Source organism: Bacillus sp. SDLI1 (assembly GCF_001553895.1).
GTDB classification, from domain to species: domain Bacteria; phylum Bacillota; class Bacilli; order Bacillales; family Bacillaceae; genus Bacillus; species Bacillus siamensis.
In genome coordinates this window covers 3951930-3969659 of sequence record NZ_CP013950.1, presented here as the reverse complement: position 1 = coordinate 3969659, position 17730 = coordinate 3951930, and the positions used below count along the sequence as shown (strand labels likewise).

The window sequence follows — 17730 nt, the reverse complement described above, 5'->3', positions numbered from 1 at the left end:
TTCGTTCTTCTCCCTTCATCACATTAACGCTTTTAAGTAAAACTATAACACAAGTTTTCATAAAATGTCTTCTATCTTTTTTGATAAAAAAATGTATCAGTGCTTTCAAGGCCGAATTTTTCCGGGCTGAAAATTTGTTCTGTGCTTCCGACAAACAGAATTCCGTTCTTTTTCAGGCTGCCCGCCATTTTCACATACAGCTCTTCTTTCGCTTTTTCAGTAAAATAAATAAAAACATTGCGGCAGACGATCAGATCAAAATCCTGTTCATAGCTGTCGGCAAGCAGGTTGTGCCGCTTAAACCGGATGTTTTTCTGAATCTCTTGTTTTACTTGATAGCTGTTGTCAGCCTGCTTGGTGAAATAGCGGCTTTTTATGGAAGCCGGCACCTCTTGCAGGGACCGCTCCTGATAGATGCCCCGCTTGGCTTTGCCGAGCGCCTTTTCATCAATATCTGTCGCCAATATATCAAAGCCGGCCAAACCCGCCTGCTGATTGAGAATCATGGCCAAGGTATAGGGTTCCTCCCCCGTTGAACAGGCCGCACTCCATATTTTTAACGGTTTGTTATGCTTTATTAACGGAAGAATTGAGGTTTCAAGAACTTCCCATCGTTTATAATTTCGATAAAATTCAGAAACATTGATTGTCATCCTGTCCAATGTTTCATTTAATAAAAGCTTGTCTTTCTCCAAAGCGGCGGCAAATTCCTGAAAATCTTTGAATCCCTTTTTTTCATAAAGGGACGTCAGCCGCCTTTTCATTTGTGCTTCTTTGTATAAAGATAAATCAACACCGGTTATTTTCTTCCACTTGGTGATAAAAATGTCGTAAGGCTCCATTGCTTCTCTCCCAATCTCGCTGTCTTTTGTCCTAGTATAGCCTGTTTTCTTTCTAATTTGTACGATTTCAATAAAAAAATCAGCCCGCAGGCTGATTTGTGAGAAATGAAAAGACAGGGCAGCGCAGCCTCTGTCTTTCTTAAAATATGTAAACCTTTTCATAACAAGAGAAAAAGAAAGGCTGACGGCTTAGTACACCCAGTCGGCCATTAATTTTTGATACGGTACAAGCTCTTCCTGTTTAAAGAAAATGTCAATTTCCCGTTCAGCGCTTTCTAAGGAGTCTGAACCGTGAATGATATTTTTGCCGACAAACATGCCGTAGTCACCGCGAATCGTGCCTGGCAGTGCGTCTTTCGGGTTTGTTTTTCCGATCAGCTGTCTTGTGATCTCTACTACATTTTCCCCTTCCCATACCATTGCAAATACGGGTCCTGATGTAATGAATTCCACAAGCTCACCGAAAAACGGTTTCCCTTTATGTTCAGCATAATGGTTTTCAGCCATCTGTTCTGAAACTTGCATCAGCTTGGCTCCTGCCAATTGTAAGCCCTTACGCTCAAATCTCGATAAAATCTCTCCGATCAGCTGGCGCTGTACGCCGTCCGGTTTTACCATGATAAAAGTTTTTTCCATAAGATTCTCCACCCCATCATTATGTATAGGCTTTCAAGTTGCACACCGAAATCGTAACATCTTTCTGACAATTAATCAATCCAGGGCGGAGAATGTTCACATCTTGTTCGTAAAAGGATTTAAAATTTCCGTTTGCCGATATATTTGGCAATGGCGGCCAAGGATGAACGCGCACGTCCTCTCGGCAGCGTATTCAGCTTTTCAAACGCTTTTTTTAAGTATCTGTCACTGACGGCCATTGATTTTTCAATCGCATCTGTGCGTTTAATATTTTCAATAATGGGGGCGAGCTGCTCCTGTGTTGTTTCGCTGTTAATTAATTTCAGCTGATTTTTCAATTCAGGCTGACGCAGCGCGTACAAAACGGGCAGAGTGACATTTCCTTGCAGCAGATCTCCTCCGACCGGTTTTCCCAGCTCCTCTTCCGTTGAAGTGAAATCAAGGATATCATCAATAATCTGGTAGGACATGCCCACGTAATAACCAAACCAATATAATGCTTTATGAATCTTTTCATCAGCTCCCGAAGCGATGGCGCCGAGCTGGCAGCTGACGGCGATAAGAAGCGCCGTTTTCCGTTTGATGCGGCGTAAATAGGTTCTGAGGTTTTGTTCCATATTATATTTATCTTTGATCTGTTCAATTTCTCCGAGGCATACTTCTACGATGGTTTTGGACAGGATCCGGTGGGCTTTCGGCTCATCCAGTCTCGTCATCATCTCAAGCGAGCCCGCAAGCATATAATCACCGGTATACATGGCGATGCGGTTGTCCCATTTGGCTTTAATGGTCGGTTTTCCTCTCCGCAGCTCGGCGTCATCAATGACGTCGTCATGCACGAGGGACGCCATATGAATCATTTCCAGCGTCACCGCAACATATTTTATTTTATTAATGTCATAGTCGCCGAACATGCCGGAAAGCAATACGAAAACAGGGCGGATCCGCTTGCCTCCTGCCTGAAGCAGATGGAGCCCGGCTTCACTCAGCAAGGGATAGTCAGACCGTACCGTCTGCTCAAGCTCCCTTTCGATCACATCAATATCATCATTTAAAAAAGAATAGGCCATTTTAAATTTCATATCATTCACCCAAACATCTGTATATTCATCATTTCCAGCCGATATGCGTAGCGGCCACTCCGCCGGTAAACGAATGGTATTTGACATTCGTCAGGCCCGCTTCTTCAAACAGACGCGCAAGCTCTTTCATACCGGGAAATTCTCTTGCTGATTCTTGAAGCCAAGAATATTCTTTATAGCTCTTCGCAAACATTTTTCCGAAGAAAGGCATGATGTATTTAAAATAAAGGAAATATGCCTGTCTGAAACCGATCATTTCCGGCTGGGATGTTTCCAGGCATACGACCTGTCCGCCCGGTTTGACGACGCGCCGCATTTCTTTCAGCACGGTCAGATAGTCGGGAACGTTCCGGAGTCCGAAGCCGATGGTGACAAAATCAAAAGAATTATCAGCGAAAGGAAGCTCCATTGCGTTTCCGTGCAAAAGCTCAATTTGGCTGTAACCGCCCTCTTTTACTTTTTTCTCGCCGATGCTCAGCATATTTTTGCTGAAATCCAGCCCTTTGATTTCGCCGCTTTTTCCGGCAGCTTCTGCGAGGGCAATCGTCCAGTCAGCCGTCCCGCAGCAGACGTCAAGCGCTTTTGCGCCTTCTTGCACATTCATGATCTGCATCGTTTTGTCGCGCCATTTTTTATGCTGCTGAAAACTGATGACAGAGTTCATTTGGTCATAATTTTTATAGATTTTTTCAAACACGCCGTGTACGCGCTGTTCTTTTGACTCCTGCATGTTGATTACCCTTCTTCCACTTTCTGATGATATGTTTTGTCTTGGCTGATCGCTTTAAGCCGGTTCAGCATTAGATTTTGGATTGGTGAATTGAGCGGCAGCAGCGTTTCAATGCTTTGTTTCGCCTTTCGGAAGCTTTCTTCCAGTATTTCAGCCTTTGATTTCCCTGACTTTACAATATTGCCGATGACATCGAGAAATATAGCATTGCCGTTCATCAGCCGCTTATACACAAAAAAATCACTCGCCAGCTCTTTCCAGCGCGGAAGATTAAAGTGGTCTGACACTCTGTTAAACAGGGCCGCTTCCACAATCGCCATGCTTTCGATCAATTGGTTCAAGTCATTGACAGACCGATCGTACAGACGGATTTTATGCTCATTGATTTCTTTAATTGCCGTAGCGAGCGTCCGGATCATATAGATATCCTTCATTTCAGATAAAAGCGAATAATACAGTCCGCTGAAATAGTCGCCGGCAAGCACGGTGAGCTGCCGGTTTTTATTTTCGTCTCGCTTTAACGCTCTGGCTGTTGTCACTTCATCGTGGGTATCAAGGGCGCTTTGGACAAGCATCGCAGTTACTATGTAATTTTCTCTGTCGTTGTTCTTAATGTCCGCCTCTTCAAACAAAGCGTGAAAAAGAAGAAGCTTATCCTCATCGATTTTCGGCGCAGAAATATGTTTCGCTAAATAAGGATGAGACAGCTTTTGTTTTAATTTCGTATTTAAATTCGCTAAAGTTCCGTAGATGTCTTGCAAAAATATCACCCTTGTCCCCAAATTCACATTTATTCTAATATGTATGAGATTTACTCGTCATTATTATACGCAGGTATCATTATAGCATAAAAAAAAGAAATTGGCTGTATTCTCCCGCCGTTTGCGGGCATTTGGCAAAAGCGGGAAACAGCCGGCTTATTTTTTTTCGCTGTTCATTTCTCCGTAAGCGGTCTGGATGAGGGCGTTGCCTCTCACTTTGATGGCTGAAGTATGCTCTGTAAACTGAGCGATAATCACTTCACCTTTGTCCAGCTTTTCAGAATGGTGGAATTTCGTATCCGTTCCTCTTGTTAAACCGATGACGTTCACACCGTCCTCGACCGCTTTAATGACGACAAAATCACTTGAATGCTTTGAATTCATATCTGCACCCTCTATCATAATTAATCCGCACGTTTAATATGTTCTAACACTTCGGAACGCGCCGCAGCGTCATCTTTAAAAATACCTCTTACAGCGGAAGTTACCGTTTTTGCCCCCGGCTTTCTTACGCCTCTCATCGTCATGCACATATGCTCAGCTTCAACGACAACCATGACGCCGTGGGGATCTAAGGTGTCTACGATGCTTTCTGCAATCGTTGAAGTAATGCGCTCCTGCAGCTGCGGGCGTTTTGAAACGGCTTCCACTGCACGCGCCAATTTACTCAGGCCTGTCACTTTACCGCCGCGCGGAATGTAGGCAATATGCGCTTTTCCGTAAAAAGGAACAAGATGATGTTCACACATAGAATGAAACGCGATATCTTTTACAAGAACAAGCTCCTCGTGGTCCTCGCCGAAAACGGTTTTGAAATGCTCTTTCGGGTCTTCATTTAACCCCGAGAATACTTCCGCGTACATTTTCGCCACACGTTTCGGTGTATCTAAAAGACCTTCCCGGTCCGGGTCTTCTCCTATCGCCTCTAAAATCTGGCGAACTGCCTGTTCAATCTGTTCTTTATTAACTTCTTTCATTGTCTGTGTCCTCCACCATTGAATACATTTAATTTCGATTCTAGCACATTTGGCGCGCCAAAAGCAAAACGAAAGTCCTGCCCGGAGACCGAGGCTGCTTAAATATGAAAAGCCCCTTTATCAAGGGGCTTTTCTGTGAAGAAACAAAGTGTATGTATCAGATGCATACACGATCTATATTCACAATTATTTTCCTGCAACAGCGTCTTTAAGAGCTTTACCTGGTTTGAAAGCAGGTACCTTGCTTGCAGGGATTTCGATCTCTTCACCTGTTTGCGGGTTACGTCCTTTACGTGCAGAACGCTCGCGCACCTCAAAGTTACCGAAACCGATCAGTTGGATTTTATCACCATTTTTAAGTGCATCTAAAATCGTATCAAAAACAGAATCAACTGCTTTTGTAGCGTCTTTTTTAGACAATTCGCTTGCTTCTGCAACCGCATTGATTAGTTCTGTCTTGTTCATGCCTTTCACCTCCTCCCAAAAGGGTATCAATTCAGCAGTTTATTATCATTTCTTCACAGTTCAGCCTGATTCTAAACCTGTCTTAATAAAAAATCAAAGCAGGGAAGAACAGACAAGTAAACGGCTTTTCAAAAGAAAACAGACACTTTGAGGAATGTTTGTCCAACAAAGTGAAGATTTTCTGTAAGTAGAGTAACACATATAAAAAGCCATATCAAGCATTTTAAAGCCCCAATCCCTTGCTCGTCAAGGTTTTCGCGTGTTTTACCGAACAAATATTCCTTTTTTTGCTTTTTTCCTCCTAATCCTTGATTGATTTCCAGTATCTAAAAAGACAAAAAAAGACCCCCCGTTTCAGGAAGAGGTCCTTCAGCTTACAAAATAATGGCGATCAGGCCGCCTGAACCTTCGTTTATAATTCTCTCAAGCGTTTCTTTCAGTTTATATCTCGCATTTTCCGGCATAAGCGACAGTTTCGCCGAGATTCCCTCTCTTACGATCGAGCTCAATGATCTTCCGAAAATATCGGAGTTCCAGATCGAAAGCGGATCATCCTCAAAGTCCTGCATTAAGTAGCGGACAAGCTCTTCGCTTTGCTTTTCCGTCCCGATGATCGGCGCGAATTCACTTTCCACATCCACTTTGATCATATGAATGGACGGGGCGACCGCTTTCAGCCTTACTCCGAATCTTGATCCCTGTCTGATGATTTCCGGTTCATCAAGGCTCATATCCGTTAAGGCCGGGGCTGCAATGCCGTAGCCGGTCTGTTTCACCATTTTCAGCGCGTCTGAAACCTGATCATATTCCTTTTTCGCGTGGGCGAAGTCCTGCATTAATTCAAGCAGGTGGTCTTTCCCGCGGATTTCGACGCCCACTACTTCTTTTAAAATCTGGTCGTATAAATGATCCGGCGCGTATAAATCAATTTCTGCGACACCCTGGCCAAGTTCAATTCCGGCCAATCCGGCGCTTTCAATAAACTCAAATTCACTGAAGTGGCCGACAACCCGGTCGACGTCGCGCAGTCGTTTGATATCTTTTACGGTTTCTTTCACTGATTCCTGGTAACTCTCTCTGAGCCAGTGATTTTCTTTCAGCACCATGACCCAGCTCGGAAGGTTGACATTCACTTCCAGCACAGGGAACTCGTAAAGCGCTTCTCTGAGAACGCTTAACACATCTGTTTCCCTCATGCTTTCAACACTCATGGCGAGAACGGGGATATCATATTTCGCGCTTAATTCAACTCTGAGCGCTTCTGTTTCCGGGTGGTACGGCTTCACCGAGTTGATGACCATAATAAACGGTTTGCCGACTTCCTTCAGCTCGTCAATGACTCTTTCTTCCGCTTCTACATAATCGCCCCGCGCAATATCACCGATTGAGCCGTCCGTCGTAATGACGACCCCGATTGTGGAATGTTCCTGGATGACTTTTCTCGTACCGATCTCCGCCGCTTCATGAAAGGGAATCGGTTCTTCGTACCATGGTGTATTGATCATTCTCGGGCCGTTTTCATCTTCATATCCCTTCGCACCGGGAACCGTGTATCCCACACAATCCACAAGACGGATATTGACGTCAAGCCCTTCCGCCACATGTACGGACATGGCTTGATTCGGAACAAATTTTGGTTCTGTGGTCATAATCGTTTTTCCTGCTGCGCTTTGCGGAAGCTCATCCTGCGCCCGCGCTCGGTCGGCTTCATTGCTGATATTCGGGAGCACCACAAGCTCCATAAATTTTTTAATAAATGTAGATTTCCCTGTACGGACAGCGCCGACGACTCCTAAGTATATATCGCCTCCTGTTCGTTCAGCGATATCCTTGAAAATATCGACCTTTTCCAAGTGATCCCCTCCCGGACTTCCTATCCTTATCATTTTTCATTCACCATTCTTCAATCAAATACAGGACACTATATGTGTATGACGTTGTCCTATTTCAATATGACATCTTTAGAAAATTTTCAGGCAATCTTTTCTATCGGAATCAAAAAAACCTTTCTCCCTATTTGTATGCGCGGGAGAAAGGTTCATTCCTGTTTCGTTTTACTTTCTAAAAAAACGGGTTCCTGTTTTTCATTTACGGTGTATGTGACTGAAAAGGCCGGGACGAAAGGCGTCTCTTTCCATAAAATATCCTGAATTTCCGCGCCCGGTCTGATTTTCTTTTTGTTTTCTTTCAGGCAGCGGGCGAGATCGACGCGATAGTCGGCATAGATTTCTCCGTCAGCGCCGATTAAAAGCGGAAGAGACGTGCCTGAAACCGGACTTTTGACTGAAGGAGTGTCTTTCATGCCGAGCTTTTTTTTATTTAAAGTGAACAGCCCTTTTGAAACGGCGTCCTCATAGGGCGGATATGTATGTTTTTCCTGATACATTTTAACACGCAGCTTCATGTCGCGGATTGCCTCCGCCATTTGGAGATCGATCAGCTTCACGGTCGGCTTATTTTCCACATCGACAAGCACGTATTGGTACATTCCTCCTCTTTCAAAAGCTGATGCCGGCGGCTCCTCTATATATCTGGGCGCGAGCCGCTTAAAATCTATCGGATATTTTTGATAGATCGGTGTTTTCATATCTTTTGTCTGAATCGGCAGAAGTCCGCCGTTCGCCTTTTTAAACTCATCCACTGCCGCTTGAACCTGCTGAAGCTGATGCTTGTAAGATACTTTATTTTCGGTTTTTTCCGCTTCAGGATACAGACAGCCGGACAGCAGAAGCACCGCAAATGCCGTTATGACGGCCATTTTTATCTTATGCATGCCGCGCCCCCTTTTTTGCTTATTCATTGACAGGCCCGCTGAAAACGACCATTAACACGATCAATCCTGAGATGACCATGCAGGCATAAGCGAGCGAAGAAACTGCTGCTTTGATCAGCTTGTTTTTCACTTTGTACCTGCTGACATAAATAGAGGCCACCGCAACAAACATTAATCCCATAGCACCAAGCGCAAACCACATTTTCATCAATGCCACACTCACGTCCGTGCCCCCCGTCCCATCATTGTAAGCGTTATATTTCATTTTAATATACAAATGTTGAAAAGATCAACAGGTTTTCCATCTATTGAAAAAACAAAAAAACTGAAGCAAAGAGGGGGACTTTGCTTCAGTCAAGTTGACTATATTCACCTATACGTCTGAGATACACTCTCTTGGACTTCGATGCTATAGTATGCGTAGATGCGTACGTCTGCATCCTCTTCTGCCTAAATCAGCAAATGTTTTAAGCGATTTCAGCCGGAGAGTTCCGCGTTTTGGACTTTCGTCATTTCAGAATATGCAGACGGCATGTTATTGTCACTTCACCCGGTTTTCGAATGTGTTGACCAAGTCTTCCATCTCATGGGTTTTCACTCTGGCCATTAAGGATTCTACGGCTGTTTCTACCTTCTGCCCGTTAAATAACACTTGGTGAAGCGCCTCTGTAATCGGCATTTTCACTTGGTATTTCTGAGAAAGCTGATACGCCGCTTTCGTCGTCCGCACGCCTTCAACAACCATTCCCATCTTGTCAAGGACAGCCTCCAGCTTGTACCCTTTGCCGAGCAGGTTGCCGGCGCGCCAATTGCGGGAATGGACGCTCGTACACGTCACGATTAAGTCGCCTACGCCAGTCAGGCCGGAAAAGGTGAGAGGATTTCCGCCCATCTTTGTGCCGAGTCTGGCGATTTCAGCGAGACCGCGGGTGATCAGGGCCGCTTTTGCGTTATCTCCGTATCCCAATCCGTCTGTAATTCCCGCTGCCAGAGCGATGATGTTCTTTAACGCTCCCCCTATTTCAACGCCGATCATATCCGGATTGGTATAGACACGGAAATGCCGGTTCATAAATAGATCCTGAACCGCTTCTGCAGCCTCGATATTTTTTGAAGATGATGTAACAGTCGTCGGGTGTCTCAATCCGACTTCCTCAGCGTGGCTCGGCCCTGAAAGCACGACGATGTCTTTTCTGTACTCCTCAGGCAGCTCCTCTTCCATTAATTCAGAAATGCGGAGAAGCGAATCCGGCTCAATTCCTTTGCTGACATGAACAAAGATCGACTGTTTCGGGATGTAAGGCAGAGCCTTTTTCAACACTTCCCGAATGGCTTTTGTCGGAACCGCCACAATGATGAAGTCAGCTCCTTTTAAAGCCTCGCTTAAATCAGCTGTGCCGATGATAGAGCTTGACAGCTCCACCCCCGGCAGATAATCTTTGTTTTCATGCAGTCCGTTGATTTGATCGATCAATTCGGCACGGTGTCCCCACATCATGACTTGATGTCCGTTATCAGCCAGCACTAAAGAAAGTGCAGTGCCCCAGCTTCCCGCTCCAAGCATTGCCACTTTTTTCATCTCTGTATCACACCTTTTTATTTTCTTGCTCTTGCAAATATTTTAATTGGCGTACCTTCAAATCCGAAAGCATCACGGATTCGGTTTTCTAAAAAGCGTTCATAAGAAAAATGCATCAGTTCCGGATCGTTGACAAAAACAACGAAGCTCGGCGGCTTAACAGCGACTTGAGTCGCATAATAAATTTTCAGACGGGAGCCATTGTGCGTCGGAGTCGGATTCATGGCGACCGCATCCATGATGACGTCATTTAAGACATTTGTCTGCACGCGGAGAGAGTGGTTTTCACTCGCTTTAATAATCGCAGGCATGAGTGTATGAATCCGCTTTGTCGTCAGTGCCGACATGAACAGTACCGGCGCATAATCGAGAAATTGGAAATGCTCCCGTATATTCTGTTCAAATTCTTTCATCGTGCGTTCGTCTTTATCAACGGCATCCCATTTGTTTACAACGATGACGACGGCTTTTCCTGCTTCATGGGCATATCCGGCGATCCGCTTGTCCTGCTCAAGGATGCCTTCTTCAGCGTTCAGTACCACGCCGACGACGTCTGAGCGGTCAATGGCTTTTAATGCCCGAAGCACGCTGTATTTTTCTGTTGTTTCATATACTTTTCCCTTTTTTCTCATGCCCGCCGTGTCAACAATCACAAATTCCTGCTGGTTATAAGTGAATGCCGTATCCACAGCGTCTCTCGTCGTTCCCGCCACGTTGCTCACGATAACCCGCTCTTCGCCGAGCATCGCATTGACAAGAGAGGATTTTCCGACATTCGGACGGCCGATCAGGCAGAATTGAACGACATCATCATTATACTTCGTTTCGGGAATGTTTTTAAAATGCTCGGCACAAGCATCGAGCAAATCTCCCAATCCCAAACCGTGAGTACCGGAAATCGGATAAGGCTCTCCAAAACCGAGCGCGTAAAAGTCATAGATGTTCGCTCTCATTTCGGTATTATCTAATTTATTAACGGCTAATACGACCGGTTTTTTCGTCCGGTACAATATTTTTGCCACTTCTTCATCCGCAGACGTCACACCTTCGCGGCCGTTCACCATAAAGATGATCACATCAGCCTCGTCCATGGCGATTTCGGCCTGCTGGCGGATCTGTGTCAGAAACGGTTCGTCTCCGATGTCAATTCCGCCCGTGTCAATCAGGTTAAAATCATAATTCAGCCATTCCGCCGAACTGTATATCCGGTCCCGCGTCACTCCCGGGGTATCTTCTACTATTGAAATTCTTTCACCCGCAATCCGGTTAAAGATTGTGGATTTTCCCACATTCGGTCTTCCGACAATGGCTACGACAGGTTTACCCATAGTACCCTTCCTTTCAATCCAGCCGCTTACATTTTCACAAAAATTGTTCAACCGGTTATTAAAATCATCTTCGCTATGAAAAGAACCCTTCAAACAGAAGGGCTTAACTCATTTATTATATCAGTTTTCACCGAGATCACAATGTATTCTTCGAAATGTTTCGCATTCATACAACAGTCTCCGTCCGTTTTCAAGACATTTTGGTGGCCCCTTTGCCCTGCTTTTTGCTTTTTTGGCTGATGCGTGCGGCAAGCTGTTCATAGGTAGTCAGCCCGATAAGCAGAATCACTCCCGCCGAGCAGCCTGAAAGCCATTGATAGCCGCCGACGGCTGCCGCGCCTGCAATTTTGTGAATGACCGCCGAATACAATAACTCTCCCTGGCACATGCCGAGAACAAAAAGACAAAGCCTCTCAGGAAATCGCCCCTCAACAGAAACCGCGATAACGGTAAGCAGTATGACAGCCGCCCACTCAGGTTTTATGATAAACCAAACGGGATCATATAATGCAAAAAGAAAGATAAAGCCGTACGCTGCAGCAGCCGTCAGATGAATCAGGACATTACGGAGCCGCTTATGCATGCCGAGGCTCCCCGCGTAAACAAATGCCGCAGCAAAAAACATGACATATGCCGCGTTCAGTGTAAAATAAGCGGTCATCTGATGTATGCTTGCCATCATATTAGTCAAAATAAAGACTGATACGTAAAAACGGCTTTTCGTTTTGGCAAAAATAAAAGTCGCAAGTATCCATAAAAACCACATCGACCAGTAATAATAAAACGGTTCCATAAATCGCTCCTCCTTTGATCAGTATGGAGCGGGAACGCATTTTTTAAACCAATTATCCTGAAAGGAGCGGATGATGATGGGAAAAGACAGACAGGAGAAAAAACTGAAAGCCTCCCGCCGGGTGGAATCGGACCGCGACGATTCGATTCACCATAAAGGAGCGACAAGCCTCGAGCAAAACGGGGAATTCCGAAAAAGAAAATCGTAAAGCAAAAAAGGCATGCGGGTCCGCATGCCTTTTAACGTCTGCTGAAACGGGATGTGTCAATTCCCCGTTCAGAAAGCCAGTGATGTGTGTCACCTTTTATGACCAAAGGCGCCTTTTGCAATTGGGCGACCGTTTGACACCCAAGGACGGTCATAATCATTTTGAGCTCTTGTAAAAGCGCCGTCATCTCGTCAAAAAGACCCTCTTCTCCTTTTGAGGCGAGAGCTTTCAGGAATGTGCCCGCCATTCCCGCGCAGCAAGCGCCGAGAGCAATCGATTTGGCGACATCCAGCGCACTTTGCAGCCCTCCGGATGCGATAACGGATTGATCAGCGGAAAGCGAACGGATTTCAGCTAAACTTGCGGCTGCAGAAATTCCCCACGTGTTAAAAAATTGAAGCGCCTTCTCTCTGCGCAGATTTTCAATTTTAGAGAAATTTGTCCCGCCGTATCCGCCGGCATCAACGGCCGCCGCCCCGGCATCAAATAACCGCCGTGCCGATTCCCTGCTCATGCCGAAGCCGACTTCTTTGACAAAAACGGGCACTCCCGCTCCATCGGCAATCCGCTCAATGCGGCTGAGGGCGCCCGTAAAGCTTCTGTCTCCCTCAGGCATGATGATCTCCTGAATCACATTCAAATGAATCTGGAGGGCGTCTGCTTCAATCATATCAACTGCCCTTTTCGCCTGCTCGGCGTCCGCCTCGCTGCCTAAATTCGCAAATACTAAACCGTCTGGATTCTCTTTTCTGACGATTTCGTAGGAATACCGTTCAGCGGGATCTTTCAGTGCCGACATTTGCGAACCGACAGCCAGCGGCATGCCGGCTTTGCGCGCGGCTCTTGCCAGTGACCTGTTAATTTCGTATGTAAGCTGTCCGCCGCCGCCTGTCATCGCATTGATAAAAATCGGCGAACTGCTTGTGAGTCCGCCGATTTTCGTTGAGATATCCACTTTTTCCAATGCAAGGTCTGGCAGGCTGACATGAACAAACGTAATATCATCAAACCCCGTTTCCCGGCTCTGGCCGATAGACAGCGCATGATTTATATGTTCTCTTTTGCGTTCTGCTCGTGTCACGTTTTATCACCAATTTATTTTAATTTATTAAGCTTGTCCCCGATTAAATCGCCAAGCTGGAAGCCTGTGCTCGGCTCTTCTTTCGCCTGGTATTGACGGAAGTCCTCTTGATCGGCTTTCGGCGCTTCTTCAAGCTCACGCATGCTTAAGGAGATCCGTTCTTCGCTTTCGTTAACGTCCAGGACTTTCACTTTAACAGTCTGTCCTTCTTCAAGCACTTCATGCGGCGTTCCGATATGTTTATTGGAAATTTGCGAAATGTGCACAAGTCCTTCCACGCCGGGAAGAATTTCCACAAAAGCGCCGAAGCTTACAAGGCGCTGCACTTTTCCTTCAAGCACATCTCCCTGCTTCACCTTTTCGCCGATCTGGCTCCAAGGTCCCGGCAGCGTTTCTTTAATAGATAAAGAAATGCGCTCGTTATCGCGGTCTACGGACAATACTTTCACTTTTACGTCCTGTCCCTCTTCCACGACGTCAGACGGTTTTTCGACGTGTGAATGCGACAGCTGCGAAATATGAACAAGTCCGTCGATTCCGCCGATGTCGACAAACGCGCCGAAATCAGTCAGGCGCTGCACTTTTCCTTCTAGCACGCTTCCAACTTCAAGCGTTTGGAGAAAATCGTGCTTTTTGGCTGTCTGTTCTTTTTCCACCACAGCCCGGTGTGAAAGAATCACACGGTTTTTATCACGGTCAAGTTCAACGACGATAAGAGAGAGAGTTTTCCCTTTATAGTCAGTGAAATCCTCGACGAAATGAGCTTCGACAAGTGATGCGGGAATAAAGCCGCGAACGCCGATATCAACGACGAGACCGCCTTTCACCACATCTTTCACTTCAGCTTCAAACACTTCTTTTGTTTCGAATTTTTTTTCAAGGTCTTCCCAAGCGCGGTCAGCATCAACGGCACGTTTAGATAAAATCAAAGCATCGTCTTCCACTTTTGTTACTTTCAGGTCAAGCTCGTCGTCAACTTTTACGACATCCGATGCTTTCTCTACATGAAGACTTGATAATTCACTGATTGGAATGATCCCGGATTGTTTGACATTGATAATTTCGACATCTACATGCTTGTCCTCTACCTTTGTCACAATCCCTTTTACTACATCTCCAACCTCTGGCACTTGAACATCAATTTGATTCATTTCCTCTGTCATTTGAATAACCTCCTTGGTCCAAACCTACACAGCTTAATTAAAACGGTTTGAAAGCTGAACATGTGAATGTCCGCTTTTCAGCCGAATATGTATTAAAGAATCATCCAAAAAAAGATTTTGAATGATCAATAAAAAGTTTTATTAGTATTAACTTCTAATAAAAGGACTGGTTTGTCAAGCAATAACATCTTGTCTTTTGAAAAAAATTAAAATGAGCTCCGCCCGATGTTAACGTGATTTCTGTTCAACGATCTCCAAAATTTTTCCTGCGACCTCAGGAATGCTCAGTGACGTCGTATCGATTTCAACCGCGTCGTCCGCTTTGCGCAGCGGGGAAACTTCCCTCTCTGAATCGAGTTTATCGCGTCTTGCAATTTCTTCAATGAGCGTCTCGTAATTCACGTCATAGCCCTTTTTCTTATTCTCTTCATATCGGCGCTTCGCTCTTTCTTCTACGGACGCCAAAAGGAAAATTTTCACTTCCGCATCAGGCAGCACGTGAGTTCCGATATCACGGCCGTCCATGACGACGCCGCCTTTTTCTCCGAGCTGCTGCTGTCTTTTCACCATTTCTTCTCTGACGCCTTTATGCTTGGCGGCGATTGATACTTGGTTGCTGACTTCGTCTTTTCGGATTTCTTCTGTTACATCTTCACCGTTTACCAGAACGATTTGTCCTTCCGGAGCGGATACAAGCTCAATTTCCGTACGCTTCAAAAGCTCTGTAAGCGCGGCTTCATCCGTTAAATCGGCATTTTGCTTGAGCGCCATATATGTAATGGCACGATACATTGCTCCCGTGTCAATGTACACATATGATTTTTTCTCAGCCACTATTTTAGCAACGGTGCTTTTTCCGGCAGCCGCCGGACCGTCGATTGCAATTGATAATTTCTTGTCCATAATCTCTCTCCTTGCTCTTTACTCCTCTATGGATTGTATCATGAACTGTCCGAAAAGGGGCGAAAAAATTGAGACGATTTACCGCTTTACCGTTTCAATCCATTCTTTTTTCTCCATTTTATCCACTCCTTCATATTTCACAGCTTTCGAAATATAAGGTTCAATAGGCTGATAATGAAGCAAAAATTGTACCGCGCCCAAAATAACGAGCTGAATGCAGACCAATTTGACCAGCAGACGTTCAAATGTTTTCATACACGCGCACCTCCATTAGGATTAGTATGGAAAAGTGCGCTGCAGTTTATTCCGGCAGACTGTTTCTTCTCTGCTGCAGCTGCGCGCGCATACAGTGTCGGAGTATATGCTGATGAGACGCGGGGTCGATGTCTGTAAATTCAAGCGTCATTTTTCGTTTCGCCGCTTTTTCATCATAAAAAACCCGCTGGGTAACGGCCTCGGCCGTTATATCCGCTGTATTTTCCTTTTCGGAAAGAGAGAACGAAACATACAGCTTTTCACCCGGTTCCGCGGAAATATGTTCAGGCAGCACAACTGCAATTCCGCCGGCGCTCATATTAGAAGAAACCATTTGAAAGGCGTTTTTTTCGGCTTCCATTTTGACGGCTACATCCAATACAGCGTCTGCACGGACGTACCGGCGTCTTTGAATCCGCTTCATTTCTTCCTTAGGGGGAATATCCAGTCCGATCATCGGGACGGGATCTTTTTTCTTTCCTTTGATTATGCTTTTAAATTGATAAGGCACTTGGCCGTTCCCCATAAATTCCGCTGTTATCTCCAACCCTTTGTGCAAAAAGACCGTCCGTCCCGTATCCAGATCGACGGGATATGAGATGTACAGTTCACCGCTTTCAACACTGGCTGCTTTGCTCCTCGCTTTTTTGAACTCATTGTTCTCTATGTATTCAATCCAAATATAATCTCCGACAGCTATCGTGGGCCTTCACTCTTTCATTATTTATGCTTTTATTAAAGCATGTAATGAAAAAAAGGAAAAGACTTTTAGTCCTTTCCTCCTTTATTTTTATAGGTCTTTATATATAGGTTCTGCACTTTTTAATTTTTCTATTTTTTCTTCTTTTCCGTCGTCCGCATTGATGAACATTTGATATGTGTCTTTCCCGATCGTCCCGAGCATTTCGTAGCAAAGCACTTCCTGGCCAAGTTCATTCGTGATCAGTGCCTGCCGCGTCTCCCGGACTTCAACATTTTTATTCAGCTTCGCTTTCGCTTCATCAGCCGATAAAGCCGGAGCCGGAATTGTTCTCGTGCGGTGCGCCGCCAAATAATCACGCGCGGAGAAACCGACGACTTCACCGTCATCCAGCGCCACCTTCATCCGGATGGCTTCCGGATAAATACGGACGTTTTTCTCAACGGGAATAAAAGAGAAGACGCCGACGTTGTTATATTGCGCGCTTTCATCAATTTCGAGATTTTTTGTTTCATAACCGTTTTTCTTTAAAAACGCGATGGCCCGGTTAGATGCTTCATTGAGGCTGATCTTTTGTTTCTTCACGCCCCGCTTTTGAATTAAATAGACCGGATGTCCGCCTTTTTGGGTAATATCCATATAGATAAAAGACTTGCTGTCGGCATCTTTCATGCGGATGCTGTACACGTCCCGATTCGTCTTCCGGCCGCTTTTGACCACTTTAATGGAATAATTATGATCAGGCGCAAACCGTTGCGCGATTTTAACCGCTTCTTTTTCCGTAATTTGTTTTCCTTTCAGATGCGTAAAACCTTTTCGTTCTGTGTTTGCGCTTGTAAACGTAGGGCTGGTGCTGTCTTCAGAAAAAGCGCCTACATTTTTTTCGACTGTTTTAAAGCTGTCGACGATCGTATTATCGCTTTGTTTTTTGTCAGAGGCGAGCGCCATCTCAACATCCATCCACCGCAGATTTTTGCTCATGACGAGATGCTGAACGCTGCGCAGCTGGTTTTGAATGTTCTCCGCCTGTTTGTACAGGCTGTTCAGTGTTGTATATTCTTTCTTATCGAGCGGTTTTTGATCTAAATCCCTGACGGATGTTTTATAGCTGAAATCTCCTATATTGGATAAAAACTCCTCCGTCTTATTAAAAGGCATGAGAGTCAGCGGCAGCTGGCTCACATTGTTATGAGCTTCAGATGTTATTCTCCATACATCAATGAGCGCCGGAGACAGAGATTTTTTACTGTTCATTGCAAGCGTCGTCCCGATTTTGTCGTGAAGCTGATCTACATGGTACGTCAGTTCATGAAATGCCCTCTGATAATTATTTTCCGCATGCAGAAGGACCGCATCTTTTTCCTGATGCTCTTTATATCCCCAATACCCGGTTGCGGCGATCGCGACACCGAGAACAGCGATAATGATTCCTCTAATCATGTTAACACCTCATT

21 protein-coding genes are annotated in these 17730 nt (G+C 45.3%); 1 reads left to right on the top strand and 20 read right to left on the bottom strand.

Annotated features, from left to right (window positions below):
• Positions 1–71: 71 nt before the first annotated feature.
• From AUL54_RS19370 to AUL54_RS19305, 14 genes are all read right to left on the bottom strand, one after another.
• A complete protein-coding gene (locus tag AUL54_RS19370; protein ID WP_060964889.1) occupies positions 72–842 on the bottom strand; it encodes a protein-glutamate O-methyltransferase in 771 nt (256 codons plus the stop codon).
• Positions 843–1031: 189 nt separating this feature from the next.
• Positions 1032–1478, bottom strand: a complete 447-nt coding sequence (gene ndk, locus AUL54_RS19365) for a nucleoside-diphosphate kinase (RefSeq protein WP_003153455.1) — start codon at positions 1476–1478, stop codon at positions 1032–1034.
• Between the two features lie 119 nt (positions 1479–1597).
• Positions 1598–2560: a heptaprenyl diphosphate synthase component II gene (gene hepT, locus AUL54_RS19360; RefSeq protein WP_016939103.1), complete on the bottom strand. Its 963-nt coding sequence runs from the start codon at positions 2558–2560 to the stop codon at positions 1598–1600.
• A gap of 28 nt (positions 2561–2588) precedes the next feature.
• Positions 2589–3290 carry a demethylmenaquinone methyltransferase gene (gene menG, locus AUL54_RS19355; protein WP_060964888.1) on the bottom strand — a complete coding sequence of 234 codons (702 nt, stop codon included), beginning with the start codon at positions 3288–3290 and terminating at the stop codon, positions 2589–2591.
• Positions 3291–3295: 5 nt separating this feature from the next.
• Positions 3296–4051, bottom strand: coding sequence for a heptaprenyl diphosphate synthase component 1 (hepS, locus tag AUL54_RS19350; RefSeq protein ID WP_060964887.1), 756 nt, complete (start codon positions 4049–4051; stop codon positions 3296–3298).
• 156 nt (positions 4052–4207) lie between these two features.
• A complete protein-coding gene (gene mtrB, locus AUL54_RS19345; RefSeq protein ID WP_003153449.1) occupies positions 4208–4435 on the bottom strand; it encodes a trp RNA-binding attenuation protein MtrB in 228 nt (75 codons plus the stop codon).
• 20 nt (positions 4436–4455) lie between these two features.
• Entirely contained in the window at positions 4456–5028 is a 573-nt protein-coding gene (gene folE / locus AUL54_RS19340; RefSeq protein WP_016939106.1) for a GTP cyclohydrolase I FolE, read from the bottom strand.
• 186 nt (positions 5029–5214) lie between these two features.
• Entirely contained in the window at positions 5215–5493 is a 279-nt protein-coding gene (gene hbs / locus AUL54_RS19335; RefSeq protein WP_003153447.1) for a non-specific DNA-binding protein Hbs, read from the bottom strand.
• A gap of 374 nt (positions 5494–5867) precedes the next feature.
• Positions 5868–7346 carry a stage IV sporulation protein A gene (gene spoIVA, locus AUL54_RS19330; protein ID WP_060964886.1) on the bottom strand — a complete coding sequence of 493 codons (1479 nt, stop codon included), beginning with the start codon at positions 7344–7346 and terminating at the stop codon, positions 5868–5870.
• A gap of 185 nt (positions 7347–7531) precedes the next feature.
• The gene (locus AUL54_RS19325; protein WP_060964885.1) at positions 7532–8266 is read right to left on the bottom strand and encodes a hypothetical protein; all 735 of its coding nucleotides are present in this window, start codon (positions 8264–8266) and stop codon (positions 7532–7534) included.
• A gap of 19 nt (positions 8267–8285) precedes the next feature.
• Positions 8286–8489 carry a DUF2768 domain-containing protein gene (locus tag AUL54_RS19320; RefSeq protein WP_003153435.1) on the bottom strand — a complete coding sequence of 68 codons (204 nt, stop codon included), beginning with the start codon at positions 8487–8489 and terminating at the stop codon, positions 8286–8288.
• Positions 8490–8807: 318 nt separating this feature from the next.
• Positions 8808–9845, bottom strand: a complete 1038-nt coding sequence (locus AUL54_RS19315) for an NAD(P)H-dependent glycerol-3-phosphate dehydrogenase (RefSeq protein ID WP_060964884.1) — start codon at positions 9843–9845, stop codon at positions 8808–8810.
• A gap of 17 nt (positions 9846–9862) precedes the next feature.
• The gene (der, locus tag AUL54_RS19310; protein ID WP_016939109.1) at positions 9863–11173 is read right to left on the bottom strand and encodes a ribosome biogenesis GTPase Der; all 1311 of its coding nucleotides are present in this window, start codon (positions 11171–11173) and stop codon (positions 9863–9865) included.
• Positions 11174–11363: 190 nt separating this feature from the next.
• Positions 11364–11966 (bottom strand): YphA family membrane protein, encoded by a 603-nt coding sequence (locus tag AUL54_RS19305; protein ID WP_060964883.1) that lies wholly within the window; start codon positions 11964–11966, stop codon positions 11364–11366.
• 76 nt (positions 11967–12042) lie between these two features.
• Here AUL54_RS19305 and AUL54_RS20950 point away from each other — a divergent pair, with 76 nt between their 5' ends.
• Positions 12043–12174: a YpzI family protein gene (locus AUL54_RS20950; protein WP_003153429.1), complete on the top strand. Its 132-nt coding sequence runs from the start codon at positions 12043–12045 to the stop codon at positions 12172–12174.
• Positions 12175–12205: 31 nt separating this feature from the next.
• Here AUL54_RS20950 and fni read toward each other — a convergent pair whose 3' ends face one another.
• The 6 genes from fni to ypeB all read right to left on the bottom strand — a co-directional run bounded on the left by fni (position 12206) and on the right by ypeB (position 17716).
• A complete protein-coding gene (fni, locus tag AUL54_RS19300; protein ID WP_060964882.1) occupies positions 12206–13255 on the bottom strand; it encodes a type 2 isopentenyl-diphosphate Delta-isomerase in 1050 nt (349 codons plus the stop codon).
• 14 nt (positions 13256–13269) lie between these two features.
• Positions 13270–14418 carry a 30S ribosomal protein S1 gene (gene rpsA / locus AUL54_RS19295; protein ID WP_045925476.1) on the bottom strand — a complete coding sequence of 383 codons (1149 nt, stop codon included), beginning with the start codon at positions 14416–14418 and terminating at the stop codon, positions 13270–13272.
• 228 nt (positions 14419–14646) lie between these two features.
• Positions 14647–15321, bottom strand: coding sequence for a (d)CMP kinase (gene cmk, locus AUL54_RS19290; protein WP_060964881.1), 675 nt, complete (start codon positions 15319–15321; stop codon positions 14647–14649).
• 78 nt (positions 15322–15399) lie between these two features.
• Positions 15400–15576, bottom strand: a complete 177-nt coding sequence (locus AUL54_RS21370; RefSeq protein WP_016939115.1) for a YpfB family protein — start codon at positions 15574–15576, stop codon at positions 15400–15402.
• A 46-nt stretch (positions 15577–15622) separates the two neighbouring features.
• Positions 15623–16276, bottom strand: a complete 654-nt coding sequence (locus AUL54_RS19285; RefSeq protein WP_060964880.1) for a flagellar brake protein — start codon at positions 16274–16276, stop codon at positions 15623–15625.
• Positions 16277–16366: 90 nt separating this feature from the next.
• Positions 16367–17716, bottom strand: a complete 1350-nt coding sequence (gene ypeB / locus AUL54_RS19280; protein WP_060964879.1) for a germination protein YpeB — start codon at positions 17714–17716, stop codon at positions 16367–16369.
• Positions 17717–17730: the final 14 nt, after the last annotated feature.

Excerpts from the sequence above, each read along its gene's own strand:
- AUL54_RS19370 (WP_060964889.1), bottom strand. The coding sequence starts at position 842 with ATGGAGCCTTACGACATTTTTATCACCAAGTGGAAGAAAATAACCGGT.
- ndk (WP_003153455.1), bottom strand. The coding sequence starts at position 1,478 with ATGGAAAAAACTTTTATCATGGTAAAACCGGACGGCGTACAGCGCCAG.
- hepT (WP_016939103.1), bottom strand. The coding sequence starts at position 2,560 with ATGAAATTTAAAATGGCCTATTCTTTTTTAAATGATGATATTGATGTG.
- menG (WP_060964888.1), bottom strand. The coding sequence starts at position 3,290 with ATGCAGGAGTCAAAAGAACAGCGCGTACACGGCGTGTTTGAAAAAATC.
- mtrB (WP_003153449.1), bottom strand. The coding sequence starts at position 4,435 with ATGAATTCAAAGCATTCAAGTGATTTTGTCGTCATTAAAGCGGTCGAG.
- folE (WP_016939106.1), bottom strand. The coding sequence starts at position 5,028 with ATGAAAGAAGTTAATAAAGAACAGATTGAACAGGCAGTTCGCCAGATT.
- hbs (WP_003153447.1), bottom strand. The coding sequence starts at position 5,493 with ATGAACAAGACAGAACTAATCAATGCGGTTGCAGAAGCAAGCGAATTG.
- AUL54_RS19325 (WP_060964885.1), bottom strand. The coding sequence starts at position 8,266 with ATGCATAAGATAAAAATGGCCGTCATAACGGCATTTGCGGTGCTTCTG.
- AUL54_RS19315 (WP_060964884.1), bottom strand. The coding sequence starts at position 9,845 with ATGAAAAAAGTGGCAATGCTTGGAGCGGGAAGCTGGGGCACTGCACTT.
- der (WP_016939109.1), bottom strand. The coding sequence starts at position 11,173 with ATGGGTAAACCTGTCGTAGCCATTGTCGGAAGACCGAATGTGGGAAAA.
- AUL54_RS19305 (WP_060964883.1), bottom strand. The coding sequence starts at position 11,966 with ATGGAACCGTTTTATTATTACTGGTCGATGTGGTTTTTATGGATACTT.
- AUL54_RS20950 (WP_003153429.1), top strand. The coding sequence starts at position 12,043 with ATGGGAAAAGACAGACAGGAGAAAAAACTGAAAGCCTCCCGCCGGGTG.
- rpsA (WP_045925476.1), bottom strand. The coding sequence starts at position 14,418 with ATGACAGAGGAAATGAATCAAATTGATGTTCAAGTGCCAGAGGTTGGA.
- cmk (WP_060964881.1), bottom strand. The coding sequence starts at position 15,321 with ATGGACAAGAAATTATCAATTGCAATCGACGGTCCGGCGGCTGCCGGA.
- AUL54_RS21370 (WP_016939115.1), bottom strand. The coding sequence starts at position 15,576 with ATGAAAACATTTGAACGTCTGCTGGTCAAATTGGTCTGCATTCAGCTC.
- ypeB (WP_060964879.1), bottom strand. The coding sequence starts at position 17,716 with ATGATTAGAGGAATCATTATCGCTGTTCTCGGTGTCGCGATCGCCGCA.